The 25,520-nt window shown below is 73.5% G+C and carries 21 protein-coding genes and 1 riboswitch; of the genes, 18 read left to right on the top strand and 3 right to left on the bottom strand.

Going from position 1 to position 25,520, the window contains the following annotated elements; all coding sequences use genetic code 11:
* The first annotated feature begins 109 nt into the window (after nucleotides 1-109).
* The 11 genes from ABT026_RS00190 (at nucleotide 110) to ABT026_RS00140 (ending at nucleotide 14,608) form a co-directional block, all read left to right on the top strand.
* Nucleotides 110-1,642: an aldehyde dehydrogenase family protein gene (locus ABT026_RS00190; RefSeq protein WP_351110505.1), complete on the top strand. Its 1,533-nt coding sequence runs from the start codon at nucleotides 110-112 to the stop codon at nucleotides 1,640-1,642.
* A 97-nt stretch (nucleotides 1,643-1,739) separates the two neighbouring features.
* A complete protein-coding gene (locus ABT026_RS00185; protein ID WP_351110503.1) occupies nucleotides 1,740-3,305 on the top strand; it encodes a GMC family oxidoreductase in 1,566 nt (521 codons plus the stop codon).
* 152 nt (nucleotides 3,306-3,457) lie between these two features.
* Nucleotides 3,458-4,528 carry a quaternary amine ABC transporter ATP-binding protein gene (locus ABT026_RS00180; RefSeq protein WP_351110995.1) on the top strand — a complete coding sequence of 357 codons (1,071 nt, stop codon included), beginning with the start codon at nucleotides 3,458-3,460 and terminating at the stop codon, nucleotides 4,526-4,528.
* A gap of 94 nt (nucleotides 4,529-4,622) precedes the next feature.
* A complete protein-coding gene (locus ABT026_RS00175) occupies nucleotides 4,623-6,728 on the top strand; it encodes an ABC transporter permease (protein ID WP_351110501.1) in 2,106 nt (701 codons plus the stop codon).
* A 79-nt stretch (nucleotides 6,729-6,807) separates the two neighbouring features.
* Entirely contained in the window at nucleotides 6,808-7,785 is a 978-nt protein-coding gene (locus ABT026_RS00170) for an ABC transporter substrate-binding protein (protein WP_351110499.1), read from the top strand.
* A 358-nt stretch (nucleotides 7,786-8,143) separates the two neighbouring features.
* Nucleotides 8,144-8,449: a hypothetical protein gene (locus tag ABT026_RS00165; RefSeq protein ID WP_351110497.1), complete on the top strand. Its 306-nt coding sequence runs from the start codon at nucleotides 8,144-8,146 to the stop codon at nucleotides 8,447-8,449.
* Between the two features lie 9 nt (nucleotides 8,450-8,458).
* Nucleotides 8,459-9,643, top strand: coding sequence for a glutathionylspermidine synthase family protein (locus tag ABT026_RS00160; protein WP_351110495.1), 1,185 nt, complete (start codon nucleotides 8,459-8,461; stop codon nucleotides 9,641-9,643).
* A gap of 132 nt (nucleotides 9,644-9,775) precedes the next feature.
* Nucleotides 9,776-11,035: an acyltransferase family protein gene (locus ABT026_RS00155; protein ID WP_351110493.1), complete on the top strand. Its 1,260-nt coding sequence runs from the start codon at nucleotides 9,776-9,778 to the stop codon at nucleotides 11,033-11,035.
* A gap of 60 nt (nucleotides 11,036-11,095) precedes the next feature.
* A riboswitch (ZMP/ZTP riboswitch) is annotated at nucleotides 11,096-11,186 on the top strand.
* Nucleotides 11,187-11,211: 25 nt separating this feature from the next.
* Complete coding sequence (locus ABT026_RS00150; RefSeq protein WP_351110491.1) at nucleotides 11,212-12,654, top strand: glycine hydroxymethyltransferase; 1,443 nt, start codon at nucleotides 11,212-11,214, stop codon at nucleotides 12,652-12,654.
* Nucleotides 12,655-12,790: 136 nt separating this feature from the next.
* Nucleotides 12,791-13,804 (top strand): tryptophan--tRNA ligase, encoded by a 1,014-nt coding sequence (trpS, locus tag ABT026_RS00145; protein ID WP_351110490.1) that lies wholly within the window; start codon nucleotides 12,791-12,793, stop codon nucleotides 13,802-13,804.
* 231 nt (nucleotides 13,805-14,035) lie between these two features.
* The gene (locus ABT026_RS00140; RefSeq protein ID WP_351110488.1) at nucleotides 14,036-14,608 is read left to right on the top strand and encodes a 2'-5' RNA ligase family protein; all 573 of its coding nucleotides are present in this window, start codon (nucleotides 14,036-14,038) and stop codon (nucleotides 14,606-14,608) included.
* Between the two features lie 85 nt (nucleotides 14,609-14,693).
* On the opposite strand, the gene dprE2 is transcribed toward ABT026_RS00140, so the two are convergent.
* Nucleotides 14,694-15,455, bottom strand: coding sequence for a decaprenylphospho-beta-D-erythro-pentofuranosid-2-ulose 2-reductase (gene dprE2, locus ABT026_RS00135; RefSeq protein WP_351110486.1), 762 nt, complete (start codon nucleotides 15,453-15,455; stop codon nucleotides 14,694-14,696).
* Between the two features lie 36 nt (nucleotides 15,456-15,491).
* Complete coding sequence (dprE1, locus tag ABT026_RS00130) at nucleotides 15,492-16,883, bottom strand: decaprenylphosphoryl-beta-D-ribose oxidase (RefSeq protein WP_351110484.1); 1,392 nt, start codon at nucleotides 16,881-16,883, stop codon at nucleotides 15,492-15,494.
* A gap of 140 nt (nucleotides 16,884-17,023) precedes the next feature.
* Between dprE1 and ABT026_RS00125 the strand changes: the two genes are divergently transcribed.
* The 4 genes from ABT026_RS00125 to ABT026_RS00110 are packed head-to-tail and all read left to right on the top strand — an operon-like array spanning nucleotide 17,024 to nucleotide 20,019.
* A complete protein-coding gene (locus ABT026_RS00125; RefSeq protein WP_351110482.1) occupies nucleotides 17,024-17,632 on the top strand; it encodes a phosphatase PAP2 family protein in 609 nt (202 codons plus the stop codon).
* A 25-nt stretch (nucleotides 17,633-17,657) separates the two neighbouring features.
* Entirely contained in the window at nucleotides 17,658-18,605 is a 948-nt protein-coding gene (locus ABT026_RS00120) for a decaprenyl-phosphate phosphoribosyltransferase (protein WP_502967877.1), read from the top strand.
* Nucleotides 18,602-19,120, top strand: a complete 519-nt coding sequence (locus tag ABT026_RS00115) for a GtrA family protein (RefSeq protein ID WP_351110480.1) — start codon at nucleotides 18,602-18,604, stop codon at nucleotides 19,118-19,120. The genes ABT026_RS00120 and ABT026_RS00115 overlap by 4 nt, the downstream gene beginning before the upstream one ends.
* A complete protein-coding gene (locus tag ABT026_RS00110) occupies nucleotides 19,108-20,019 on the top strand; it encodes a YihY/virulence factor BrkB family protein (RefSeq protein ID WP_351110478.1) in 912 nt (303 codons plus the stop codon). The genes ABT026_RS00115 and ABT026_RS00110 overlap by 13 nt, the downstream gene beginning before the upstream one ends.
* Nucleotides 20,020-20,037: 18 nt before the next feature.
* Here the strand turns inward: ABT026_RS00110 and ABT026_RS00105 are convergent, their stop codons facing one another.
* On the bottom strand, nucleotides 20,038-21,798 hold the full coding sequence (locus ABT026_RS00105; protein ID WP_351110476.1) for a D-alanyl-D-alanine carboxypeptidase family protein: 1,761 nt from the start codon (nucleotides 21,796-21,798) through the stop codon (nucleotides 20,038-20,040).
* 139 nt (nucleotides 21,799-21,937) lie between these two features.
* On the opposite strand from ABT026_RS00105, the gene ABT026_RS00100 reads away from it, so the two are divergent.
* The 3 genes from ABT026_RS00100 to ABT026_RS00090 all read left to right on the top strand — a co-directional run bounded on the left by ABT026_RS00100 (nucleotide 21,938) and on the right by ABT026_RS00090 (nucleotide 25,433).
* Entirely contained in the window at nucleotides 21,938-22,180 is a 243-nt protein-coding gene (locus tag ABT026_RS00100; protein ID WP_108955046.1) for an SCO4848 family membrane protein, read from the top strand.
* A gap of 64 nt (nucleotides 22,181-22,244) precedes the next feature.
* The gene (locus ABT026_RS00095) at nucleotides 22,245-23,726 is read left to right on the top strand and encodes a metallophosphoesterase (RefSeq protein ID WP_351110473.1); all 1,482 of its coding nucleotides are present in this window, start codon (nucleotides 22,245-22,247) and stop codon (nucleotides 23,724-23,726) included.
* A 153-nt stretch (nucleotides 23,727-23,879) separates the two neighbouring features.
* Nucleotides 23,880-25,433, top strand: coding sequence for an ABC transporter substrate-binding protein (locus ABT026_RS00090; protein ID WP_351110471.1), 1,554 nt, complete (start codon nucleotides 23,880-23,882; stop codon nucleotides 25,431-25,433).
* Nucleotides 25,434-25,520: the final 87 nt, after the last annotated feature.

The raw sequence follows: 25,520 nt of genomic DNA, 5'->3' as shown, positions 1-25,520 counted from the left end.
CCGCCGTTTCGCATGCGCCCCCGCCGCCCGGGCAGGCGCAGCCGGTCTCCAGGAGTCACACCGTGGTGACTCGGCGGCATGGCATAGCAACGGAAGGCAACAACGCACCATGGACGGCAGAATCGAAGGCCAGGAACAGGAACGTCGCACCATTCACGCGGGGGGAGAATGGCGCGACGCGATCACGGGGGCGATGCGGGAAGTCCTCGACCCGGCGGACGGCGAGCCCTTCGCCCAGGTAGCCGAGGGCGACGAGAAGGACGTGGACGTCGCGGTGGAGGCCGCGCGCCGCGCGTTCGACGGCGGACAGGGCGCCTGGCCGCGCACCCCGGCACGTGAGCGCGCCGACGTGCTCCGGCGCACCGCGGACCTGCTGCGGCGCGACCGCGAGGAACTCGGCCGGCTCGAGGCCCGGGACGCGGGCAAGACGCTCGAGGAAGGCCGCGTCGACATCGACTGCGTGGCCGACGCGTTCCGCTACTTCGCGGACCTGGTCGCCGCCGAGGCTCCCGGCCGGGTGGTCGACGCGGGCAGCGACGAGATCCACAGCGTGGTCGTGCACGAGCCGGTCGGCGTCTGCGCACTGATCACGCCCTGGAACTACCCGCTGCTCCAGGCCTCCTGGAAGATCGCCCCCGCCCTGGCGGCGGGCAACACCTTCGTGGTCAAGCCCAGTGAGATCACCCCGCTCTCCACCGTCGCGCTGATCCGTCTGCTCACCGAGGCCGGACTGCCCGCCGGGGTCGCCAACATCGTCACCGGCCCCGGCCACACCGTGGGCGCCCGGCTCTCCGAGCACCCGGACGTCGCCCTGGTCTCCTTCACCGGCGGAACGGTCAGCGGGACCAAGGTGGCGCGGGCCGCCGCGGAGACCGCCAAGAAGGTCGCGCTGGAACTCGGCGGCAAGAACCCGAACGTGGTCTTCGCCGACGCCTGCGCCACCGAGGAGGGCTTCGACACGGCCGTCGACCAGGCCCTCAACGCCGCGTTCATCCACAGCGGCCAGGTCTGTTCGGCCGGCGGCCGGCTGATCGTCGAGGAGACGGTCAAGGAGCGCTTCGTCGCCGAACTGGCCGCCCGCGCCGCACGGATCAGGGTCGGACGCGGCACCGCGGAGGGCGTCGAGACGGGCCCCATGGTCTCCGAGCAGCAGCGCGCGAGGACCGAGGAGTACGTGGCCTCCGCGCTCGCCGAGGGCGCCGTGCTGCGCGCGGGCGGCCGACGCCCCGAGCCCTCCGAGGAGCGCCCCGAGGGCGGCTACTACTACCTCCCGACCGTCCTCGACGACTGCCACCGCTCCATGCGCGTGGTCCGCGAGGAGGTCTTCGGCCCGGTCCTCACCGTGGAGACCTTCCGCACCGAGGACGAGGCCGTCGCGCTCGCCAACGACACCGAGTACGGGCTGGCCGGCGCCGTCTGGACCGCCGACGCGGGCCGCGCCCGGCGGGTCGCCGGGCGGCTGCGTCACGGCACCGTCTGGATCAACGACTTCCACCCCTACCTGCCGCAGGCGGAGTGGGGCGGCTTCGGCAGGAGCGGCGTCGGCCGCGAGCTGGGCCCCGCCGGGCTCGCCGAGTACCGCGAGGCCAAGCACGTCTACCAGAACCTGGCGCCCCGCCCGGTCCGCTGGTTCGCGGGCTGACCGCTCCCCTTCCCCAGTCACCCCACCCGGGGGCCGACGCACCTCGCGTCGGCGTGCCCGGCTTCGTTCACCCAAGTTTCAGGAGGACCTCCTCCCCATGACCACCTCCCGCACCACCCCGCACGATCCCGCCGCGCCGCGCCCCACCGAGTACGACTACGTGGTGGTCGGCGGCGGCACCGCCGGCTCGGTGATCGCCGCCCGGCTCACCGAGAACCCCGACGTCACCGTCGCCGTCATCGAGGGCGGACCCAGCGACCGCGACCGTGAGGACGTGCTGACGCTGCGCCGCTGGATGGGCCTGCTCGGCGGCGACCTCGACTACGACTACCCGACCGTCGAGCAGCCCCGCGGCAACTCCCACATCCGGCACAGCCGCGCCAAGGTGCTCGGCGGCTGCTCCTCGCACAACACGCTGATCTCCTTCAAGCCGCTGCCCTCCGACTGGGACGAGTGGGAGCAGGCCGGCGCCAGGGGGTGGAACGCGGTGGCCATGGAGGCCTACTTCGCCCGCCTGGAGAACAACATCGTCCCGGTCGACGAGAAGGACCGGAACGCCATCGCCCGCGACTTCGTGGACGCCGCGCAGAAGGCGACCGGCGTGCCGCGCGTCGAGGGCTTCAACCAAAAGCCGTTCGCGGACGGCGTCGGCTTCTTCGACCTGGCCTACCACCCGGAGGACAACAAGCGCTCCTCCGCCTCGGTCGCCTACCTCCACCCGGTCATGGACGAGCGGACCAACCTGCACCTGTGGCTGGAGACCTGGGCCTACCGGCTCCACCTGGAGGGCGACCGCGCCGACGGCGTCCACGTGCGCACCAAGGACGGCGAGGAGCACCTGGTGCGGGCCCGCCGTGAGGTCGTACTGTGCGCCGGCGCGGTCGACACGCCGCGGCTGCTGATGCACTCCGGCATCGGCCCGCGCGAGGACCTGGAGGCGCTGGGCATCCCGGTCGTGCGGGACCTGCCGGGCGTGGGGGAGAACCTCCTCGACCACCCCGAATCGGTGATCGTCTGGGAGACCGACGGGCCGATCCCGGAGAACTCCGCGATGGACTCCGACGCCGGGCTGTTCGTCCGCCGCGATCCCGAGCACGCGGGCCCGGACCTGATGTTCCACTTCTACCAGGTGCCGTTCACCGACAACCCCGAGCGGCTGGGCTACCGCCGGCCCGAGCACGGCGTGTCGATGACACCCAACATCCCCAAGCCGCGCAGCCGCGGCCGTCTCTACCTGACCAGCGCCGACCCCGAGGTCAAACCGGCCCTGGACTTCCGGTACTTCACCGACGAGGACGACTACGACGCCCGCACCCTGGTCGACGGCATCAAGCTGGCCCGCGAGATCGCGCGGACCGAGCCGCTGGCCGGCTGGCTGAAGCGCGAGGTCTGCCCGGGCCCGGAGGTCACCTCCGACGAGGACCTGAGCGAGTACGCCCGCAAGGTCGCCCACACCGTCTACCACCCGGCCGGCACCTGCCGGATGGGCGCCGCCGACGACCCCATGGCCGTCGTCGACCCCGAGCTGCGGGTGCGCGGCCTGCGTGGCCTGCGCGTCGCAGACGCCTCGGTCTTCCCGACCATGACCGCCGTCAACCCGATGATCGGCGTCCTCATGGTCGGCGAGAAGGCCGCCGAACTGGTCGGAGGCGGGACCCGGTGAACGCCCCGGCGAACGACCCGATGAGCGATCCGGCGAGCGACCTGACCAACGACCTGACCAACGACCTGACGAACACGGAGCGCATGAACCGCACGGAGCACCCCCACCGCACGGAACCCACGGAGCCCACAGGGCGGACGGAGTCCATCAGCATGAGCAACGACCGGTCCACGGCCGCCGCGCCCGTCTTCTCGGTCCGCAACCTGTGGAAGGTGTTCGGCCCGAAGGCCGAGCGCGTGCCGGGCGACCAGGAGCTGACCGCGCTCTCGCAGACCGAGCTGCGCGAGCGCACCGGCTGCACCGCCGCCGTCCGCGACGTCTCCTTCGACGTCCACCAGGGCGAGGTCTTCGTCGTGATGGGGCTGTCCGGCTCCGGCAAGTCCACCCTGGTGCGCTGCCTCACCCGGCTGATCGAGCCGACCTCCGGCGCCCTGGAGTTCGACGGCGACGACCTGCTCGCCATGGACAAGGACAAGCTGCGCGAACTGCGCCGCCGCCGCGCCTCCATGGTCTTCCAGCACTTCGGCCTGCTGCCGCACCGCACCGTGCTGGACAACGTCGCCTACGGCCTGGAGATCCAGGGCGTGGGCCGCGCCGAACGCCGGGCCCGTGCGCTCGAGGTGGTCGCCAAGGTCGGCCTGGAAGGGCTGGAGAACCGCCGCCCCGGGCAGCTCTCCGGCGGCCAGCAGCAGCGCGTCGGCCTGGCCCGCGCGCTCGCCGTGGACCCCGAGGTCCTGCTCTTCGACGAGCCGTTCAGCGCCCTCGACCCGCTGATCCGCCGTGACATGCAGGAGGAGGTCATCCGGCTGCACCGCGAGGAGGGCCGCACGATGGTCTTCATCACCCACGACCTCGGCGAGGCCCTGCGGATCGGCGACCGCATCGCGCTGATGCGCGACGGCGAGGTCGTGCAGATCGGCACGCCCGAGGAGATCGTCGGCTCCCCGGCCGACGACTACGTCCGCGACTTCGTCCGCGACGTGCCGCGCGAGCACGTGATGACCGTGCGGCGCGCCATGCGCCCGGTCGCCGCGGCGGAGGACGCCACCGGGCCGGTGGTCGCGCCGACCGCCACCGTCTCCGAGGCCATCGAGGCCGTCGCCCGCTCCGGGGCGCCCGCCCGGGTCGTGGAGAACGGCCGCTGCCTCGGCGTCGTCGACCAGGACGGGCTGCTCCGGGTGATCGCCGGCCTGGGCGCCGGCCGCGAGGAGGTGGCCGCCTGATGCGCCACCCCGCCCCGACCCCCACGTCCCTGACCGTCCCCCCGCCCGTGACCCGGACGCGGGGCACGGCTCCCGGCGGAAGGGGGCGACGCGCATGAGTACCGCCACCGACTCGCCCCGCGCCGAGCGGCGCGCCTCCGCGGCCGGCGCCCGACCCGGCGCCCGCGCCACCACCTGGCGGGGGACCGACTCCGCGTCGCCGCCCACCCGCACCCCGCACGGCACGGCTCGGACCTCGGCCGGCCCGGGCCGGCTGCGCGCCGCGCTCGCCGCACGGCCCGCCCTGCGCCGTCTGCTCCCGCTGCTGGCCGCCGCCCTCGTGCTCGTTCCCGTGGCCGCCGCCCTGTGGGGCAGCGGCGGCTGGCCGCAGCAGCTGGCCGTCGACGTGAAGACGCCGCTGGACGACGCCTACAACTGGGTGGTCGACCACCGCGAGACCAACCCGGTCTTCCTCTACTTCCTGCTCCACCTGAGCAACTGGGCGGAGATCTCGGTCGACGCCGTCACCGGCTTCCTGCTCCAGCTCGGCTGGCTGGGCGTCATCACCGCCGCCGTCCTGCTGGCCTGGCGGATCGGCGGGGCCGGTCTGCGCGGACTGCGCACCGCGGCCGTGGCGCTCGCCGCCTTCGCCGTCTGCGGCGTCCTCGACATGTGGGAAGCCACCATGGAGACGCTGGCGCTCATGGCGGTCGCGGTGAGCGTCTCCGTGGTGGCCGGCCTCGTCCTGGGCCTGGCCGCCGGACTCTCCGACCGCTTCGACCGCGTCCTGCGGCCGGTGCTGGACACCATGCAGATCATGCCGGCGTTCGCCTACCTGCTGCCGCTGGTGCTGCTCTTCCAGATCGGCGTGCCCGCCGCGCTGATCGCCACCGTCATCTACGCCGTCCCGCCGATGGCCCGCCTCACCTCGCTCGGGCTGCGCGGCGCCGACCAGGGCGTGCTGGAGGCCGTCCGCTCGCTGGGCGCGGGCCCGGTGCAGCGGCTGGTCACCGCCCGGCTGCCGCTGGCCCGCAAGGAGATCCTGCTCGGCCTCAACCAGACGATCATGATGGCGCTGTCCATGGTCACCATCGCCTCGGTCGTCGGGGCCGGCGGCCTCGGCGAGGAGGTCTTCAGCGCGCTGTCCACCGTGGACGTCGGCAACGCCCTGGCGGCGGGCATCCCGATCGTGCTGCTCGCCGTCTGGCTGGACCGCACCACCGCGGTCGCCGGGCAGCGGGTCGCCGAGGGCGCCGACCACGAGGCGACCGGCGCGCGCCGCCTGCTGCACGGCTGGCGCGCCTGGGCCCTGGTGGCAGCGGCCTTCGCCGTGATCGTGCCGCTGGGCCGGAAGTTCCTCGTCGAGGAGTGGCCGGAGCTCTGGGTGGTGGAGATCGCCCGCCCGGTCAACGAGGCGGTCCAGTGGTTCACCGCCCACCTCGCCACCGGCGTCCCGGTCGTCGGCGGCACCCGGGTGTGGGCCGACGGCTTCACCACCGGCGTGCTCTCCCCGCTGCGGGACGGCCTCCAGGCCATGCCGTGGTGGTCGCTGGTGCTGCTCGCCGCCGTCCTCGGCCTGCTGGCCGGCGGCTGGAAGGCGATGTGCACCGCCGCCGCCTCGCTCGCCCTGATCGGCGTCATCGGCGTGTGGGACAAGTCCCTCGACACGCTCTCCCAGGCCCTCGCTGGCGTGGTCCTCACCCTGGTGCTGGGCTTCGCGATCGGCGTCCTGGCCGCCCGGGTCGACTGGGTGGACCGCACGCTGCGGCCGGTGCTCGACGTCCTTCAGACGCTCCCGCAGTTCATCTACCTGATCCCGGTGGTCGCCCTGTTCAACGTGGGCCGGGCCGCCGCCGTCGCCGCGGCCGTGCTGTACGCGCTGCCCGCCGTCGTGCGGATCACCGTGCAGGGCATCCGGCAGGTCGACTCCGGCACCCTCGAGGCCTCCCGCTCGCTGGGCGCGAGCACGCTGCAGCAGATCCGCCAGGTGCAGCTGCCGCTGGCCCGCCCCGCGCTGATGCTCGCCCTCAACCAGGGCGTGGTGCTGGTCCTCGCGATGGTCATCGTCGGCGGCTTCGTCGGCTCCGGCGCCCTCGGCTACGACGTGGTCTTCGGCCTCCAGAAGAGCGAACTGGGCACCGGCCTCGCGGCCGGCGTCGCCATCGTCCTGCTCGGCGTCACCCTCGACCGCGCCACCCAGCGCCGCGCCGACACGGCCTGACGGGCCCGTACGGGACGCGGAACCCCGGGCCACCCGAACTCCCCCACGCACAAGCACCGAAGGAAACGAGAGACCTCCCATGAAGAAGCCCCCCGCCTTCACCTCCCGCACCTCCCGCGTCGCCGTGGCCGCCACCGCCGCGCTGGCCGCCACCGCCCTGAGCGCCTGCGGCGCGGCCGACACCGGCGCCGCCGCCTCCTCCGGCGGAGCCGGCGACAAGGTCACCATCGCCGTCCCGTCCTGGGTGGGCGCCGAGGCGAACGCCGCCGTCGCCGCGCACATCCTGGAGGAGGAGTACGACGTCCGCGTCGAGAAGACGCAGATCGACGAGTCCGTCGCCTTCGACGGCCTCGACAGCGGCAAGATCGACGCCGTCCTCGAGGATTGGGGCGGCGCCCCCGACAAGCTCGAGAAGTACGTCGACCAGAAGAAGAGCGTGGTCTCCGCCGGCGACCTGGGCGTCACCGGCAAGATCGGCTGGTTCGTCCCGGAGTACCTGGCGAAGGAGCACCCGGACATCACCGACTGGAAGAACCTCGACAAGTACGCCCACCTCTTCCGGACCGCGGAGAGCGGCGACAAGGGCCAGCTGCTGGAGGGCTCGCCGTCGTACACCACCAACGACGACGCGCTGGTGAAGAACCTGAAGCTGGACCTCAAGACGGTGTACGCCGGTTCCGAGGCCGCCCAGATCACCCAGATCCAGCAGGACTACAAGGCGAAGAAGCCGTTCCTCACCTACTGGTGGACCCCGAACTGGGTCAACGAGGACGTGAAGATGGTCGAGGTGAAGCTGCCCGAGTGGACCGAGGGCTGCGACAAGGACCCGAAGGCCGTCGACTGCGGCTACCCCGAGACCCCGCTGCAGAAGTACCTGAGCGCCGACTTCGCGAAGGACGGCGGCAAGGCGGCCGAGTTCCTCAAGCGGATGAAGTGGACCGAGGAGGACCAGAACGAGGTCGCCGCGATGATCGCCGGGAAGAAGATGAGCCCGGAGGACGCCGCGGAGAAGTGGGTCGCCGAGAACAAGGACGTCTGGAAGTCCTGGGTGGCCTGAGCAGGTATCGCACCCTGCCCCGAGGGGTAGGGAGGTGACGGGCGGTGAACCTGACACCACCGCCCGACGGGCCCCGCGGCGCGCCCCCTCCTCGCGAGGGAGGCGCCCGCGGGGCCCTCGCGATCCCGGGCCTGATCCCGGGCCTGATCCCGTGTCCGATCCCGGGCGAGGTCCCGGGTGCACGGCATCCCTATGGCATCCGACCGGTTTCTGTCATGTGGCTGACATTGCTCTCGCGAGCAGGTATTCCCTAGGCTGCCGGGCGTGGCGGGACGCCGCACGCCTGCGCGGGAACCGAACGCGCTCTCCCGGTGTCTTGGCGTCCGTCATCGCTCGCACCGATCCGGGGGGAAACACCATGGCAGACAAGCAGCGCCGACGGCTGCGCTCCAGCACCGTCGTGCTCGGCGGGATGGGCGTCGTCGCGGCGACGCTGACGTCCTGCGGGACCGAGCCGGACCGCCGCTGCGTCGACACGAACAGCTACGAGCTGGCCAACGGCTACCGCGTCGTGGCCGATTCGTCGTGCTCGTCGTACTCGTCGTCCGCCGACTGGTACTACGACGCCGACGTCGACGGCGGCTGGGCCGAGGACGGCACCTTCGACCGCGACGAGGCCGTCGACCGCAACGGGTTCGGCTGCCACGGCAGCAGCGGCGGCTGACCTCCGCACATGGAACGCCGCACCATCGAGCCCCGCCCGGACTGGCAGCGCACCGTCGAATCCCAGGGGCTGATCTACCCGCTCACCCGCCACCCCGACGGCAGCCTGCGCCCCTACTGGGACGAGAGCGCGTACTACGTCTTCTCCCTCCCCGAGGTCGAGGCGCTCGAGGAGGTCGTCGAGGAACTGCACGCGATGTGCCTGGAGGCGGCCGCCTTCATCGTCCGGGAGAACCGTTTCGCCGACCTCGGCGTCACCGACCGGCGGGTGGCCGCCGCGATCGCCGAGTCCTGGCGCCGCCGCGAGGAGGTCCCTTCCGTCTACGGCCGGTTCGACCTGCGGTACGACGGCTCGGGCCCGGCCAAGATGCTGGAGTACAACGCCGACACCCCCACCTCGCTGGTGGAGGCCGCCGGCCCGCAGTGGTTCTGGATGGAGGAGCGCTTCCCCGGCGCGGACCAGTGGAACTCCCTGCACGAGCGGCTGGTGGAGGCCTGGCGCCGCCAGGCTCCCCTGCTGCCGCCCGGCTCCCCGCTGTACTTCGCCCACACCGCGGAGGACGAGCTGGGCGAGGACCTGATGACGGTCGCCTACCTGATGGAGACCGCCGAGCAGGCCGGGCTGCCCACCGAGTGGATCTCCATGGAGGACATCGGCTGGGACCGCATCAGCCGCCGCTTCGTGGACAAGAAGCTGCGGTTCATCCGCAGCTGCTTCAAGCTCTACCCGTGGGAGTGGCTGACCACCGACCGGTTCGGCCCGCACGTGATGAACACCCTGGACCTCGGCGGCGGGACCGGCTCCACGCTGTGGATCGAGCCGATGTGGAAGATGCTGCTCAGCAACAAGGCGCTGCTCGCGATGCTCTGGGAGCTGTACCCCGGCCACCCCAACCTGCTGCCGGCCTACGTGGACGGCCCGCGCGAGATGGCCGGCACCACCGGCTACGTGGCCAAGCCGCTGCTCGGGCGCGAGGGGGCCGGCGTCACCCTGCACGAGCCCGGGGACGCCGCACCGGAGCCGCAGGAGCCCTGCTGCTACCAGGAGCTGGCGCCGCTGCCGTCGTTCGACGGGAACCGGGTGGTGCTGGGCGCCTGGGTCGTCGAGGGCGAGGCCGCGGGCCTCGGCATCCGGGAGAGCGCGGGGCTCGTCACGGACACGTACGCGCGGTTCCTGCCGCACGTCATCCTCTGAATCCTCCGAGACGCACTTCGCGGCGGCGGGCCACCCGGTGTTCATCCCGGGGACGGGCCCCCGTCGGGTTGCCCTCCTAGTCTGCCCGGGCCCGCACGACCCGCCCCGGTCCGCCCAGGAGCCCGCAGAGCGATGACCACCGTTCCCGTCCCCGTCCCCGGACCCCGGTCCGCGCCCGGCACGTCCGGCCCGGCCACCGCCGCTCCCCGTGGCGTGGCCACGGCGCGCGACCCGTGGTGGGACAACACCCGGTTCCTCGCGGCCACCCTGATCGTCGTGCTGCACACCACGGGCAGCCTGCTGGGCCGGGTGGAGGCCCTGCACGCCTTCCAGCTCGGCGCCTGGGCGTTCCGGGTCCCCGCGTTCGTCCTGCTGGCCGGGGTGTTCAGCAAGGCCGGGCCGCTCGGGGCCCGGCCGCTGCGGGCCCTGATCCGGTCCGTGGCGCTGCCCGGCCTCCTCTTCGGGCTCCTGTTCTCGCTGGAGAGCTGGGCCCTGGGCGCCGAGTTCCGGGTGCACGTCGCCCAACTGCCCTGGAACCTGTGGTTCCTGATGTCGCTGTTCTTCTGGCGGCTGCTGCACCCCCTGGTGCTCCAGCTGCGCCTCCCGCTGGCGACCACCACGGCGGTGGCGCTCGCGGTCGGTTACCTGCCCGACTTCGGCCTGCAGTTCTCGGCCTCCCGGACCCTGGTCTACCTGCCGCTCTTCCACCTCGGCTGGTGGGTCGGCCAGGGCGGCCTGCGCTCCTGGTTCGCCCGCCGGTGGACCCTGCCGGTGGCGGTCGCCGGCGTCCTGGCCTCGGTCCTCGTCGGCGTGCTGTGGCACCGGGACGTCGAGGGCCGGTGGCTGTCCATGCGGCACCCCTACTCGCCGGCCGACCCGACGGGGCTGGAGTGGGCGTGGCTGATCCGGCTGGCGGTGCTCGCCTGCGCCGCCGTGCTGGTGCTGTGCCTGCTGCGGGTGATGCCCAGGCGGCGCCTGCCGTTCGTCTCCACGCTGGGGGCGGGCGGGTTCACGATCTACCTGCTGCACCCGCTGGTGATCCTCCCGTTCCGCGAGAAGGGGTGGATCGCGAAGGCGGACCGGCCGGTGGAGGTGGCCGCTCTGGTGCTGTGCGCGGTCGCGCTGTCGGCGGTGCTCGGTTCGCCCCCGGTCCGGCGGCTGGCCCGCCCGCTGACCCACCCCCCGGTCGGCCTCCTGCTGCGCCCCGAGCCCCCGGCGCCGCCCGCGCCGCCGGCACCGCCCGAGCCCCCGGCGCCGCCCGCGCCCCCAGTACCGCCCGCGCCCCCGGCCCCGCCCCGTCCGGACGCGCCCGGAACCGCGCCCTCGCCGGTCCCCGATGCCGCCCTCGCCCCCGCCTCCCGCCGACCCTCCGCGCGCCTGCCGGGCCGCTGACCGGCGGCGTCTCACGCGACGGGCCGACTGGCGGGGGGCCCGGCGGTCCCCGGTAGGCTGGCCCAGGGCCGTGACTGGCGCGCTGGGATGGGACGGACCATCGGGGAGCGGCCCGGAGGAACCACACGTGCCGTGCGCCTGGGCCACACCGTGACCGCACCCTGCCGGAGGCCGCCATGCCCGATCTTTCCCCCGAGTCCGCCGCGTACCGCTCCGCCCTGGACGTCGTCCGCGCCGTCGAGCCCCGCGTCGCCGACGCCATCGGCCAGGAGCTCGCCGACCAGCGCGAGATGCTCAAGCTGATCGCCTCCGAGAACTACGCCTCGCCCGCGACGCTCCTCGCGATGGGCAACTGGTTCAGCGACAAGTACGCCGAGGGCACCGTCGGCCGCCGCTTCTACGCCGGCTGCCGCAACGTCGACACCGTCGAGTCCCTGGCCGCCGAGCACGCCCGCGAGCTCTTCGGCGCCCGCCACGCCTACGTCCAGCCGCACTCCGGCATCGACGCCAACCTGGTCGCCTTCTGGTCGGTGCTCGCCGACCGGGTCGAGGTCCCGCACCTGGCCAAGGCCGGCGTCCGCCAGGTCAACGAGCTCTCCGACGCCGACTGGGCCGAGCTGCGCACCGCCTTCGGCAACCAGCGGATGCTGGGCATGTCGCTGGACGCCGGCGGTCACCTCACCCACGGCTTCCGCCCCAACATCTCCGGCAAGATGTTCGACCAGCGCTCCTACGGCACCGACCCGGAGACGGGCCTGGTCGACTACGAGGCGCTGCGCGCCACCGCCCGCGACTTCAAGCCGCTGATCATCGTCGCCGGCTACTCCGCGTACCCCCGCCTGGTGAACTTCCGGATCATGCGGGAGATCGCCGACGAGGTCGGCGCGACCCTGATGGTCGACATGGCGCACTTCGCGGGCCTGGTGGCCGGCAAGGTGCTGACCGGCGACTTCGACCCGGTGCCGCACGCGCAGATCGTCACCACCACCACCCACAAGTCGCTGCGCGGCCCGCGCGGCGGCATGGTGCTGTGCGACGACTCGCTCAAGGACCAGGTCGACCGCGGCTGCCCGATGGTGCTCGGCGGCCCGCTGCCGCACGTGATGGCCGCCAAGGCCGTCGCCCTGGCCGAGGCGCGTCAGCCCTCCTTCCAGGACTACGCGCAGCGCATCGTCGACAACGCCAAGGCGCTCGCCGAGGGCCTGATGCGCCGCGGCGCGACGCTGGTCACCGGCGGCACGGACAACCACCTCAACCTGATCGACGTGGCCTCCTCCTACGGCCTCACCGGCCGCCAGGCGGAGCAGGCGCTGCTGGACTCCGGCATCGTCACCAACCGCAACGCGATCCCCGCCGACCCGAACGGCGCCTGGTACACCTCCGGCATCCGCATCGGCACCCCCGCGCTGACCACCCGCGGGCTCGGCACGGCGGAGATGGACGAGATCGCGGCGCTGATCGACCGCGTGCTCACCGAGGCCGTCCCCGGCACCACCGCCAAGGGCGCCCCGTCCAAGGCGCAGCACGTGCTGGACGAGAAGGTCTCCGACGAGGTCTCCCGCCGCGCCACCGAGCTGGTCTCCGGCTTCCCGCTGTACCCGACGATCGACCTGGGCTGACGCCCGCGGACCGGGGGCGGCCGTTCGTCCGCCCCCGGGTCCCTCCGTCCGCGTCCGCGCACAGGCCGTCCGCGTCCGGCAAAGGGTTGCGCGACCCGTTCCCTTGATCCGGGGACCACCTGAGAGAATGAGAGGCATGGCCTCTGATCGTCCTCGCGTGCTCTCCGGTATCCAGCCGACCTCCGGCTCGTTCCACCTCGGCAACTACCTCGGCGCCGTCCGCCAGTGGGTGGACCTGCAGACGTCCCACGACGCCTTCTACATGGTCGTCGACCTGCACGCCATCACCGTGCCGCAGGACCCGGAGCAGCTCCGCCGGAACACCCGGCTGTCCGTCGCCCAGCTGCTGGCGGCCGGCCTGGACCCGGAGCACTGCACCCTCTTCGTGCAGAGCCACGTCCCGGAGCACGCCCAGCTCGGCTGGGTGATGAACTGCATCACGGGCTTCGGCGAGGCCTCCCGGATGACGCAGTTCAAGGACAAGTCCGCCAAGCAGGGCAGCGACCGCACCACGGTCGGCCTGTTCACGTACCCGATGCTGATGGTCGCGGACATCCTGCTCTACCAGGCCGACCAGGTCCCGGTCGGCGAGGACCAGCGCCAGCACCTGGAGCTCACCCGCGACCTGGCCGAGCGGTTCAACACGACGTACGGTCCGACCTTCACCGTCCCGAGCGCCTACATCCTCAAGGAGACGGCGAAGATCTACGACCTGCAGGACCCGTCCGCCAAGATGAGCAAGTCGACGGCCAACCCCAAGGGCCTGATCAACCTCATGGACGACCCGAAGGTCACCGCGAAGAAGGTGAAGAGCGCGGTCACCGACACGGAGACCGTGATCCGCTTCGACCGCGAGAACAAGCCGGGCGTCTCCAACCTCCTGACCATCCTCTCCACGCTCACCGGGAAGACGGTCCCGCAGCTGGAGGCGGAGTACGAGGGCAAGATGTACGGCGCCCTGAAGACCGACCTGGCCGAGATCATGGTCGACTTCGTGACGCCGTTCCGCGACCGGACGCAGGAATACCTGGACGACCCGGAGACGCTGGACCAGATCCTCGCCAAGGGCGCGGAGAAGGCGCGCGCGGTGGCCGCCGAGACGCTGGCGACGACCTACGCGCGGATGGGCCTGGTCCCGGCCAAGCACTGACCCGGCCGCCGCCGACGCACGGGCGGCACGGGCGGCGCGCCGAAGGCGGCGGGCAGGATACTCCCCGCGCCCGAGCGCCCCTCGCGCCACCGGTGATCCAGGCGCGATCCTCCCGGTTCGGCGGTGCGCCGCCGTACAGTCGATGGGGACGGCTGACCCCGGCGCGCGGCCGGGGGCAGCACCCGTCGGGCGCGGCCCGGCGTGACGGAAGACGACACGACAGGAGACGACGTGGGGACCGTAACGATCGGCGTGTCGATCTCGGTCCCGGAGCCGCACGGCACCCTGCTCCAGCAGCGGCGCACGGGCTTCGGCGACGCCGCTGCCTTCGGCATTCCCACGCATGTCACCCTGCTCCCGCCGACCGAGGTGGACGCCTCCGCGCTGCCCAAGATCGAGGCGCACCTCGCCGAGGTGGCGGCCGCCGGGCGGCCCTTCCCGATGCGCCTGGCGGGCACCGGAACGTTCCGTCCGCTCTCGCCGGTGGTGTACGTGCGGGTGGTGGCCGGCGCGGACGAGTGCGCCGGGCTGCAGGCCCGCATCCGGGACGAGGCCGGTCCGGTGGCCCGGGAGCTCCAGTTCCCGTACCACCCGCACGTGACGGTGGCGCACGGCATCGACGAGGAGGCCATGGACCGCGCCTACGCGGAGCTGGCCGACTACGCGGCGGAGTGGCCCTGCACCGGCTTCGCCCTCTACGAGCAGGGCGCCGACGGCGTGTGGCGCCGCCTGCGCGACTTCCCCTTCGGCGGCGCCCTGGTCCCGCCCCAGGCCACCGTGGAGAGACACCCCACCCTGCACTGAGCGCGACCGGCACCTTCCGGGTGCGGCGGGCGCCCCGTAGGGTGCCGGGACGCCTGGTGCCGGCCCGACCCCGAACGGCCGCGGGTCAGAGCGGGAGGCGGCGGAAGAGGGGGCGGGGGAGACGGCGCAGGACGGCCATCGCGGGGTGCAGGGTGCCGGGGACCCAGACCGTCGCGGCCCGGCGCCGCAGGCCCGACTCCACGGCCGCCGCGACCGCCCCCGGAGTGGTGGCGAGCGGAGCCTCCCGCAGGCCCGCCGTCATCCGGGTCCGCACGAAGCCGGGCCGCACCACCATCACGTGCACCCCCGTCCCGCACAGTGAGTCGCCCAGTCCCTGCGCGAAGGCGTCCAGGCCGGCCTTGCTGGAGCCGTAGATGAAGTTGCTGCGGCGGGCCCGCTCGGCGGCCACCGAGGAGAGGACCACCAGCGACCCGTGGCCCTGCCCGCGCAGTGCCGACGCGGCCACCAGGCCCGCGGAGACGGCCCCCGTGTAGTTGGTCTGCGCGACCCGCACCGCGCCGGCCGGCTCCCGCTCGTCGCGGGCCTGGTCGCCGAGGACGCCGAAGGCCAGCAGCACCAGGTCGACGTCGCCCTCCGCGAAGACCTTGCCCAGCGTCTCCTCGTGCGTCCCGGTCTCCAGCGCGTCGAACTCCACGGTGCGCACCTCGGCCCCGGGCCGCAGGGCCCGCAGCGAGGCGGCGGCCGCGTCCAGGGCGGGGGAGGGGCGCCCCGCCAGCCACACGGTGCGGCAGCGGCGGGCGAGCATGCGGCGGGCGACCGCGAGGCCGATCTCCGAGGCGCCGCCGAGCACCAGCATCGACTGGGGTGCGCCGAACGCGTCCTTCACATGAGCTCCTTCACGTAGGGGAGACGGCCGTGGCGGTCAGAGACCGAGCCGGCGGGACAGGTCGGAGGTGAACACCCCGCGCGGGTCGAGCTCGGCGCGCAGCGCGCGGAACTCGTCGAGGCGCGGGTACATGGCCGGCAGCAGCTCGGGCCGCAGCCGGGAGTCCTTGGCGAGGTACACCCGCCCTCCGGCGGCCGCGACCTCCTCGTCCAGCTCGTCCAGGAAGGCGTCGAGCCCGGGCAGGCCGGCCGGGACGTCCAGGGCGAGCGTCCAGCCCGCGGTGGGGAACGACAGCCAGCCCGGGTCGCCGTCGCCGAACCGCTTGAGCACGGCCAGGAAGGACGGGCAGCGCCGCTCGGAGACCCGGCGCACGATCCGCCGCAGCGCCTCCTCCTCGCCGTACCCGACGACGAACTGGTACTGCACGAACCCGCGCCGCCCGTAGATCCGGTTCCAGTGCGGCACGCCGTCCAGCGGGTGGAAGAAGGCCGGCAGGCGCTGGAGCTCGCCGGTGCGGCGCCGGGGCGCCTTGCGGTACCAGAACTCGTTGAAGGCGCCCACCGAGGCGCGGCCGAGCAGGCCGTCGGGCAGGAAGGACGGCGCCGCGGGCAGCCGGGAGGGGCGGAAGGCCAGCGGGTCGCGCCGGGTGCGGTCCGGGAGGGCGTCGAGCGGGGCGTGGTCGCCGCGGGTGAGGACGGCGCGGCCGGTGGCGCGGCCGCGGGCCAGCAGGTCGATCCAGGCCACCGAGTAGCGGTAGCGGTGGTCGTTGGCGGTGAGGCGGGCCATCAGGTCGTCGAGGTCGCCGGCCCGCTCGGTGTCCACCGTCATCCAGGACGTTTCCACCGGCTGGAGCGAGACCGAGGCGGTGAGTACGACCCCGGTCAGGCCCATCCCTCCGCAGGTCGCCTCGAACAGCGGGTCGCCGGGCGCCACCGTGCGCACGACGCCGTCGGCGGTGAGCAGCTCCATGGACAGCACGTGGCGGGAGAACGAGCCGGAGACGTGGTGGTTCTTGCCGTGGATGTCGGCCCCGATCGCCCCGCCGACCGTGACGTACCGGGTGCCGGGGGTGACCGGCACGAACCAGCCGAGCGGCAGCAGCACCTGCATCAGCCGGTGCAGCGAGACGCCCGCGTCGCACAGCACCACGCCCGCCGCGACGTCCACGGCGTGGACGCGGTCCAGCGCGGTCATGTCCAGCACGGCGCCGCCCGCGTTCTGCGCCGCGTCGCCGTAGGCCCGGCCCAGCCCCCGGGGGATGCCGCCGCGCGCCCCGCAGCCGCGGACGGCGGCCACCGCCTCGTCGTAGCTCCGCGGCCGGACCACCCGCGCGACGGTCGGAGCGGTGCGGCCCCACCCGGTGACCGGGACGGCGCGGGCGGCGGGCGGCGGGGACGGATCCAGCGGGGAGGGCTGCGTGGGCGGCATGGGCGCGACGCTAGCGGCGACGCGTCCCCTGTGCGGCGACTGCTGCGGATATCGCGCGATTCTCGCCGGAACGGGTGATTGATGACGGTTGGTGCGGCAATGGCCGGGTTCGGGAGCCGTCCCGGTGAACAGTGGGCCGTATGCACGGTGTCCCCTTCCTCGCCCCCTGCCCGCCCCTCTCCCCGCCCGCCTTCCTCCTCCGCCCGCCGGCCCTGCGGCAGCCGCCCGCGCTCCGGCGGCTCGACGCCCGCCTGCTGACCGCCCTGCACGCCCGGGGCGCCCACCCCCGCGCCACCGCCGCCGTCCGCGTCCTGTCGACCGCCGGGGAGCACGGCGCGCTCTGGCTGGCCGCGGGGCTCGCGGCGGCCGCCGTGGACCGGCCCCGCCGATCCGCCTGGCTGCGCGGCACCGCGCTCACCGCCGCCGCCCAGGCCGCCAGCGTGGGCGTCAAGCGTCTGGTGCGCCGCCCCCGGCCCACCGCCGTTCGGGCCCGGGTGCCGGTGCTGGCCAACCACTCCTTCCCCAGCTCGCACGCCGCCTCCAGCGCCGCCGCGGCCGTGGCGGCCGGGGTGCTGCTCCCGGCGGCCGGGGCGGTGGCCGCACCGGTGGCCGTCGCGATGTGCCTGTCCCGGGTGGTGGCCGGCGTGCACTACCCGAGCGACGTCGCCGCCGGCGCCCTGCTGGGCGCGGCCGTCGGCGGCCTGGGGGCGCGCGGGCTGCGGGGACCGCGGGGGAGGGGCCGTGGCTGAACGCGTCGCGGCCACCGGCCCCCGGCTGGTCGGACCCCGCGGCCGCCCGGCCGGGACCCCGCGCCCCGCGCCGCCCCGCCGCCCCCGCCCCGGGGTGCTGCTCGCCGGGCTGGTGCGTACCGCACGTCCCCGCCAGTGGGTGAAGAACGTCCTGGTGGTGGCCGCGCCCGCCGCCGCCGGGCAGCTCTTCACCGGCGCGGCCCTGACCCGGCTGCCGCTGGTCCTCGTCCTCTTCACGGCCTGCTCCGCCGCCGTCTACCTGGTCAACGACGCCCGGGACGCCGAGGCCGACCGGGCCCACCCCGTCAAACGCCGGCGCCCGGTCGCCGCGGGACAGGTGCCGGTGCCGGTCGCCTACGCGGTGGGCGGCGCCCTGGCCGTGCTGGCCCCGCTCACCGCCGTGCTGCTGTGCCCTCCGCTGACCGCCGGGGTGCTGGCCGCCTACGTCGTGATGCAGCTGGCGTACTGCCTGCGGCTCAAGCAGGTGCTGGTGGTCGACCTCGCGGTGGTCGCCGCCGGCTTCCTGATGCGGGCCATGACCGGCGGCATCGCCATGGACATCCCGCTCTCCCGCTGGTTCCTGATCACCACCGGGTTCGGCGCGCTGTTCATGGTCGCCGCCAAGCGCTACTCGGAGGCCGTCGAGATGGCGGGCACGGGCGGGGCCACCCGCGCGCTGCTCACCGAGTACACCACCGGCTACCTGCGCTTCGTCTGGCAGCTCGCGGCGGGCGGCGCGGTCCTCGGCTACTGCCTGTGGGCCCTGGAGGGCGGCGGCGTCCCGCAGAGCGGACTGCTGCCGTGGCGGCAGCTGTCCATGGTCGCCTTCATCCTGGGCGTCCTGCGCTACGCCGTCTTCGCCGACCGCGGCACGGCCGGCGAACCGGAGGACGTCGTCCTGCGGGACCGCCCGCTGGCCGTCGTCGCGGCGGTCTGGGCGGTGCTCTACGGCCTGGCGGTGACCGGCTGGTGACGGCGCCCCCGGTGACCCGGCGGGAGCTGGCCGGGTTCGCGGCGGCCGGGCTGGCGGCCTACCTGGTGGACCTCGCCGTGTTCACCGCGCTCCTCGGCCCGGCCGGAGTGCCGCCGGTGCCGGCGAAGGGGCTGGCCTTCCTCGCCGCCTGCGCGGTCGCCTACACCGGCAACGCGCTGGGCACCTACGGGAGCCGGGGTCAGGACGCGGCAACCGGAGCCGCCTCGGCCCCACTTCGCCCGGTGCGGCGCGAACGGCTGCGCCAAGCGGTCGTGTTCACCGCCGTCAACGCGGCGGGGGCCGTCGTCCAGCTGAGCTGTCTCGCCGTCAGCCACTACGGCCTGGGGTGGACCTCGCACCGCGCCGACCTGATCGCCGGGGCGGGGGTGGGCATGCTGCTGGGCACGGCGGTCCGATTCTGGGGTACCAGAACCCTCGTATTCCGCGACCGGCGCGAAGACGCGGGCGCGGTCGGGGACGGTAACCGGAACGGGGTCGTCGGATGGACTGGCTGAAGAACCTGCCCGTCGTCGGTCCCTGGGCCGCGCGGCTGATGAAGACCCACGCCTGGCGCGCCTTCGAGCGGCTGGACGAGGTGAAGTGGACGCGTCTCGCCGCGGCCATGACCTTCACCAGCTTCGTCGCCCTCTTCCCGCTGCTCACCGTCGCCGCCGCGGCCGGGGCGGCGACCCTCTCCACCGCGCAGCAGCGGACCCTCCAGGACAAGGTGGCCGAACAGGTCCCCGGCATCTCCGACCAGCTCGACGTCGAGAAGCTGGTCGCCAACGCGGGCACGGTCGGGCTGATCGCCGGCGCGCTGCTCCTCTTCACCGGTCTGAGCTGGGTCGACTCCATGCGGGGCTGCCTGCGGGCGGTCTGGGAGATGCCGGACCCCGACGAGAACATCCTGCTTACCAAGGCCAAGGACCTGGGCGTGCTGTTCGGGCTCGGCGGGGCGGTGCTGGCGACGCTGGTGATCTCCACCGTCGCCAGCGGGATGGTGGGACGGCTGACCCGGGCGATGGGGCTCGACGAGGGCGGCGTCGGCGGCGTCCTGCTGTGGATCGCCGCGTTCGTCGTCGCCGTCCTCGCCGACTTCCTGCTGCTGACGTACGTGCTGCGGATGGTGCCGGGGGCGCACCCGTCGAAGCGGCGCCTGGTCGAGGCGGCGCTGATCGGGGCGGTGGGCTTCGAGCTGCTGAAACTGCTGCTCAGCGGCTACATCCAGGGGGTCGCGGCGAAGAGCATGTACGGGGCCTTCGGGGTGCCGATCGCGTTGCTGCTGTGGATCAACTTCACCTGCAAGCTGCTCCTGTACTGCGCCGCGTGGACCGCCACCCCGAAGTCGTCCTCCGAGGCCCGGGCGTCCGGCACCGCGGGGCCCGCCGCCCCGGACTCCGCCGTCCCCGCCTGACCGGGCCGCGGGGCGGGATCAGGCGGGCTGGTCCTCGTCCTTGGTGGTGCGAGGGGCGGTGGCCTGCTGGGGCATCCTGGCCTCGGCGGCGTCGTCGTCCTCGGCGGGCTCGTCCTTCCCGGTCCCGGCCGCCGCGGAGGACGTGTCGGTGTCGGTTTCGGCGTCGGTCCCGGTCGCCTCGGCCTCGGCCTCCGTCGCGTCGGCCTTGCCGGAATCCGCGGCCGGAGCCGTGTCCTCGCCGTCCTTCGGCTCCTCCGCGGTGTCCGCCGCCTTGTCGGCGCCCTCGGAAGCCTCGGAACCCGAACCCTCGGAACCGTCGGTCGGCGAGCCGTTCGCGGTGGGTGCCTCCTGCCGCGCCCCGGTCCCCGGCAGGGGCCAGCGGCGGTGGAGGAGGAAGCCTCCCCCCGCGAGGAGGACCAGCACGCCGCCGACGATGGCCAGCGGGATCCACAGCGGACCCGCCTCGCCCTGCTTCGCGGCCGCGACGTCCCCCGCACCCGCGTGGTCACCCGCCGGCACCGCGGCCGAGGAGGCGCCCGGGTCGGCCGAGGCGGAGGCCGCGGCCTGGGAGGCCGGCGGCACCAGCTCACCCACCGGCGTCACCTTCCCCGACGCCGCGAAGCCCCAGTCCAGCAGCGCCGCGGTCTCCTTGTAGACCCGGTTGAGCTCCTTCTTCTTCGGGTTCATGACGGTGACCAGCAGCACCTTGCCGTCCCGCTCGGCGACCCCCGTGAAGGTCGCCCCCGCGTTGGTGGTGTTGCCGTTCTTGACGCCGGCGATGCCCGGGTACTGGTCGACCCCGGCGCCGGTGAGCAGCCGGTTGGTGTTCTGGATCTCGAAGGTGCCGCGGGTCTTCTTGCCGCCCTTCCCCTTCGTCGTCGCCCCGGGGAACTGCGCCCGCACCGTCGACGCGTACTCGCGGAAGTCCGGATCCTGCAGGCCCGACCGGGCGATCAGCGTGAGGTCGTAGGCCGAGGAGACCTGCCCCTTCGCGTCGTAGCCGTCGGGGCTGACCACGTGGGTGTCCAGCGCCTGGAGTTCCTCGGCGCGGGCGTTCATGTCGGCGACCGTCTTGTCGACGCCGCCGTTCATCGCGGACAGCACGTGCACGGCGTCGTTGCCCGACCGCAGGAACACGCCGAGCCACAGGTCGCGGACGGTGTACTCCTCCTTCTCCTTGACGCCGACCAGGCTGGAGCCGGCGCCGATCCCGGCGAGGTCCTCGTTCGTCACCGTGTGGGTCTGGGTGCCGGGCCAGCGGCCCAGCAGCGTGTCCGCGAAGAGCATCTTCAGCGTGCTCGCCGGGGCCAGTTCCTTGTGCGCGTTGTACGAGGCGAGCACCTCGCCGCTCTCGGCGTCGGCGACGATCCACGAGTTCGCCGACAGTTCGGCCTCGGGCAGCTTCGGGGCGCCCACCCCGGGCTGGACCTGGATGCCGGGGGCGCCCAGCCGGAGACCGCCCACCTTGGAGAGGGACTTCCCGCTCGTGCCGCTCCCGGTCTTGCCGGTGCCGGAGGAGGCCGGGGAGTCGTCCGCGTCGTCCACGTCGTCCGCGTCGTCCAGGGAGTCGGCCGGGGTGGAGGTGGCCCGGGGGGTGCCCGTCGCCTTGGAGGGGGAGCCGGAGTCCGTCGTCCCGGTGCCGGTCCTGGAGCCCGGCCGGATCGGCTTCGCCTCGGCCGTACCGGCCGTCAGGGGCAGGACCAGGCCGAGGGCGAGCGACAGCAGTGTGGCGGAAGCGAGCAGAGCGGGTCGCCTGGTGGTCTTCTTCGGAGCGGGCACGGACGAGAACGTACATGCCAAGGCGTCGGCGGACGTACTCCCGTGAAGCTTTCGTGCCCCGCCGTGATTCCCGTCGCACTCCGCCGCCGGAGCGCCACCCCGGGCACGGTCACGGTCGCCCGGCGGCGATACTGGCCGTATGAAGCTCAGCCGACCCGTCTCCTGGTTCCTTCTCGCCTTCGGGGTGTGGAGCTGGGTCATCTGGATCACTTTCGTCAAGAACCTCTACAAGGACGGCAGCGGTCTCGCGTTCGACGACGCGGGGAACCCGACCGGGTACTTCTGGGTCCACCTGCTGCTCGCGGTGGTCTCCTTCGTACTGGGGACGGTCGTGGGGGTCATCGGGTTGCGCTCCGTCCGCGCATTGCGGCGCACTTCATAGTCGCCGACGCCAAGGGGCGCGCGACAGAACGCAACTGGACATCGGGACAGGGGAACTACCGGACGTGGTCGTCGTATTCGTGCTCGTCGCACTGCTCGTTCTGGCCGCGCTGGTGGCGGTGCACTGGTACATGTGGCGGCGGCTGGTGCGGGACACCACCGTCCCCGGCGGCCTGGGCCGGCGGCTGGGCACCGCGGCGTTCCTGCTCGGCGCGCTGCTGCTCGTCGGCGCGCTGACCAGCCGCGGCGAGTTCCTCCCGTTCGCCGTGCGCCGCGCGGTCTCCTGGCCGGGGTACCTGTGGATGGCGGGGCTGCTCTACGTCCCCATGGCCCTGGCCCTCACCGAGCCGCTGCGGCCCCTGCTGCGCCGCGCGCTGGCCCGCCGCGACGCCCGCCGCGCGGGCGCCGCCGCCCCTGCCGCGTCCACCGCCCCCGCCGCCGCGTCCTCCGCCGCCGCCCCGGCTGCCGCCTCCGCCGCCTCGGGGACCACCGCGGCCGCCCCGGGCACCACCGCCGCCGCCCCCGGCACCGCTTCGGCCCCCGCTGCCGGGTCCGTGGCCGTCGACCAGGCATCCGCCTCCGCCCCCGTTCCCGCCCCGGCGAAGGACGCGGAGGACGCGGAGGACGCGGAGGACACCGACGGAACTCCGGCCGAGGGGGCCGCGGGCGCCCAGGCGGCGGAGGCCACCGACGCCACCGATGCCGGCACGCCCCCGCGGACCCTCAGCCGCCGTCTCTTCGTGGCCCGTACCGTCGGCTCGGTCGCCGCCGTGGCGGGTCTCGGCACCGTCGGCGCCGGCACCTACGGCGTGCTGAACGGACCGGGCGTCAAGCGGGTCACCGTGCCGCTGGCCCGGCTGCCCCGCGCCGCGCACGGCTTCCGGATAGCCGTCGTCAGCGACGTCCACCTCAGCCCCGTGCTGGGACGCTCCTTCGCCCAGCGCGTCGTGGACATCGTCAACTCCACCCAGCCCGACCTGATCGCCGTGGTCGGCGACCTGGTCGACGGCTCCGTCCGCGACCTGGGTCCGGCCGCCGCGCCGCTGGCCGGTCTGCGCGCCCGGCACGGCGCGTACTTCGTGACCGGCAACCACGAGTACTTCTCCGGCGCCGAGGAGTGGGTGGACGAGGTCCGCGACCTCGGGCTGCGCCCGATGGAGAACATCCGCACCGAGTTCGCCCACTTCGACCTGGCCGGCGTCAACGACATCGCGGGCGAGGACCACGGCCAGGGCCCGGACTTCGCGAAGGCGCTGGGCGACCGGGACCCCTCCCGCCCGGTCGTGCTTCTCTCCCACCAGCCCGTCACGATCGACGAGGCGGTGAAGTACGGCGTCGACCTCCAGCTGTCCGGGCACACCCACGGCGGGCAGCTGTGGCCCGGTCCGTACCTGGCGGAGCTCGCGAACCCGACGGTGGCCGGTCTGGAGAAGTACGGCGACACGCAGCTCTACGTGAGCCGCGGCGCCGGCGCCTGGGGCCCTCCGACCAGGGTCGGAGCCCCGTCGGACGTCACCGTGGTGGAGCTCGCCTCACTGCGGGCCTGACCTCACCCGCCACAGGCGTGACCACAACGGAATCCTTGGTTCTGGTCAATTCCTTCCCCCGGGGGTCACTCCTGTGGTTCAGTGTGGCCGCCGATGTGAAGGTTCTGCGGACGATCGGCGGCAGGTTAGGTTTCGGGCCCTGGGGAGGGACCTGTGCGCTCGATTCGAGTGCGGATTCTCGCAACAATTCTTGTTCTCGCGGTCGTCGGCGTCGGCGCCTGGCAGTTGATGCCGGACGAGGTCGTCGACACCGACCCGATCGTGGTCGGCACGACCGACGTGGTGACGTCGCTCGACCCGGCCGGCGCCTACGACGCCGGTTCCTGGGCCGTGTTCTCCAACGTGTACCAGACGTTGATGACGTACCAGCCCGGCAGCACCACGCCGGTGCCGGACGCCGCGGAGGAGTGCTCGTTCGACGGTGACGACGCGATGGTCTTCGTCTGCAAGCTCCGGGACGGACTGAAGTTCCCGAGCGGCCGCGAGATGACCGCGAAGGACGTGAAGTTCTCCTTCGAGCGCGTCCTGAAGATCAACTCGGACGTCGGTCCCGCCTCCCTCTTCTCCACGCTGAAGTCGGTGAAGGCCGACGGCATGGAGGTGACGTTCCGCCTCAACAGCCCGGACGCCACCTTCCCCTTCAAGGTCGCCACCGGCGCGGGCGCGATCGTCGACAGCGAGGTCTACCCGGCGGACGAGCTCCGCGGCGGGGGCAAGGCCGACGGCACCGGCCCGTACCGGCTCGCCTCCTTCAAGGAGGGCAAGGAGGTCGTCCTCGAGCCCAACACGCGCTACCGGGGAGCCGTCGAGGAGAAGCCCACCCCGGTGACCCTGCGGTACTTCTACGACTCCGAGGCGCTGGACAAGGCGTGGCAGGCCCGCAAGGTCGACGTCGCCTCCCGGCAGCTTCCGCCGGACACGCTCGCCGGCCTGTCGGCCACCGACCCGGAGTACCGGGTGTCGGAGAGCTCCGGGTCCACCACCAACAACCTCGTCCTGAACGTCAAGTCGGGATCGCCGCTCGCCGACGTCTCGGTGCGCCGGGCGATGGCCTGGCTGGTCGACCGCGAGAAGATCGCCGCTACGGTGATGCAGGACTCCGTCGAGCCGCTGTACTCCCTGATCCCGGCGGGCTTCACCGGCCACAACACCGCCTTCTTCGACGCCTTCCCCGACCGCGACCCGGACAAGGCCCGCGCGCTGCTGCGCGAGGCGGGGATCCAGACGCCGGTCGTCATCGAGCTCGGCTTCCCGAGGACCGGCGCCCGCGAGCAGGAGGCCTACGAGCTGAAGAACCAGCTCGAGGAGGGCGGCCTGTTCCTGGTCAAGCTGGAGGGCCGTGAGTGGGGCGACTTCCAGAAGGACTACGCGAAGGGCAAGTTCGACGCGTACACGGTCGGCTGGATCGCGGACTACCCGGACCCTGACAACTTCTCCGCCGTGCTGATCGGCACCGGCAACGGCATGAAGAACGGTTTCAGCGACAAGCGGGTCGACGAGCTGATCCTCCAGAGCCAGGCCTTCGGCGACCGCGTGCGGGCGGTGCGGACCTTCGAGGAGCTCCAGCGGCTGACGGCCGACGAGGTCCCGATGATCCCGCTCTGGCAGCGCAAGGAGTACACGGTCACCGACAAGGACGTCGGCGGCGGCCAGTACCTCAACGACGGCACGGGCGTGTACCGCCTGTGGCGCCTCGGGTGGCTCTGACTCCTCCCGCCACCGCGCGTCCCGCCACCAGGTGACGCGAACGCCCGGTCGCCCCGGCTCCACAGCCGGGGCGACCGGGCGTTCGGC

Source organism: Streptomyces sp. NPDC002734 (assembly GCF_040295685.1).
In the GTDB taxonomy this organism is placed as follows: Bacteria; Actinomycetota; Actinomycetes; order Streptomycetales; family Streptomycetaceae; genus Streptomyces.
Note: the sequence above shows the minus strand (reverse complement) of the source record. Positions and strands in the feature narration are given on the sequence as shown.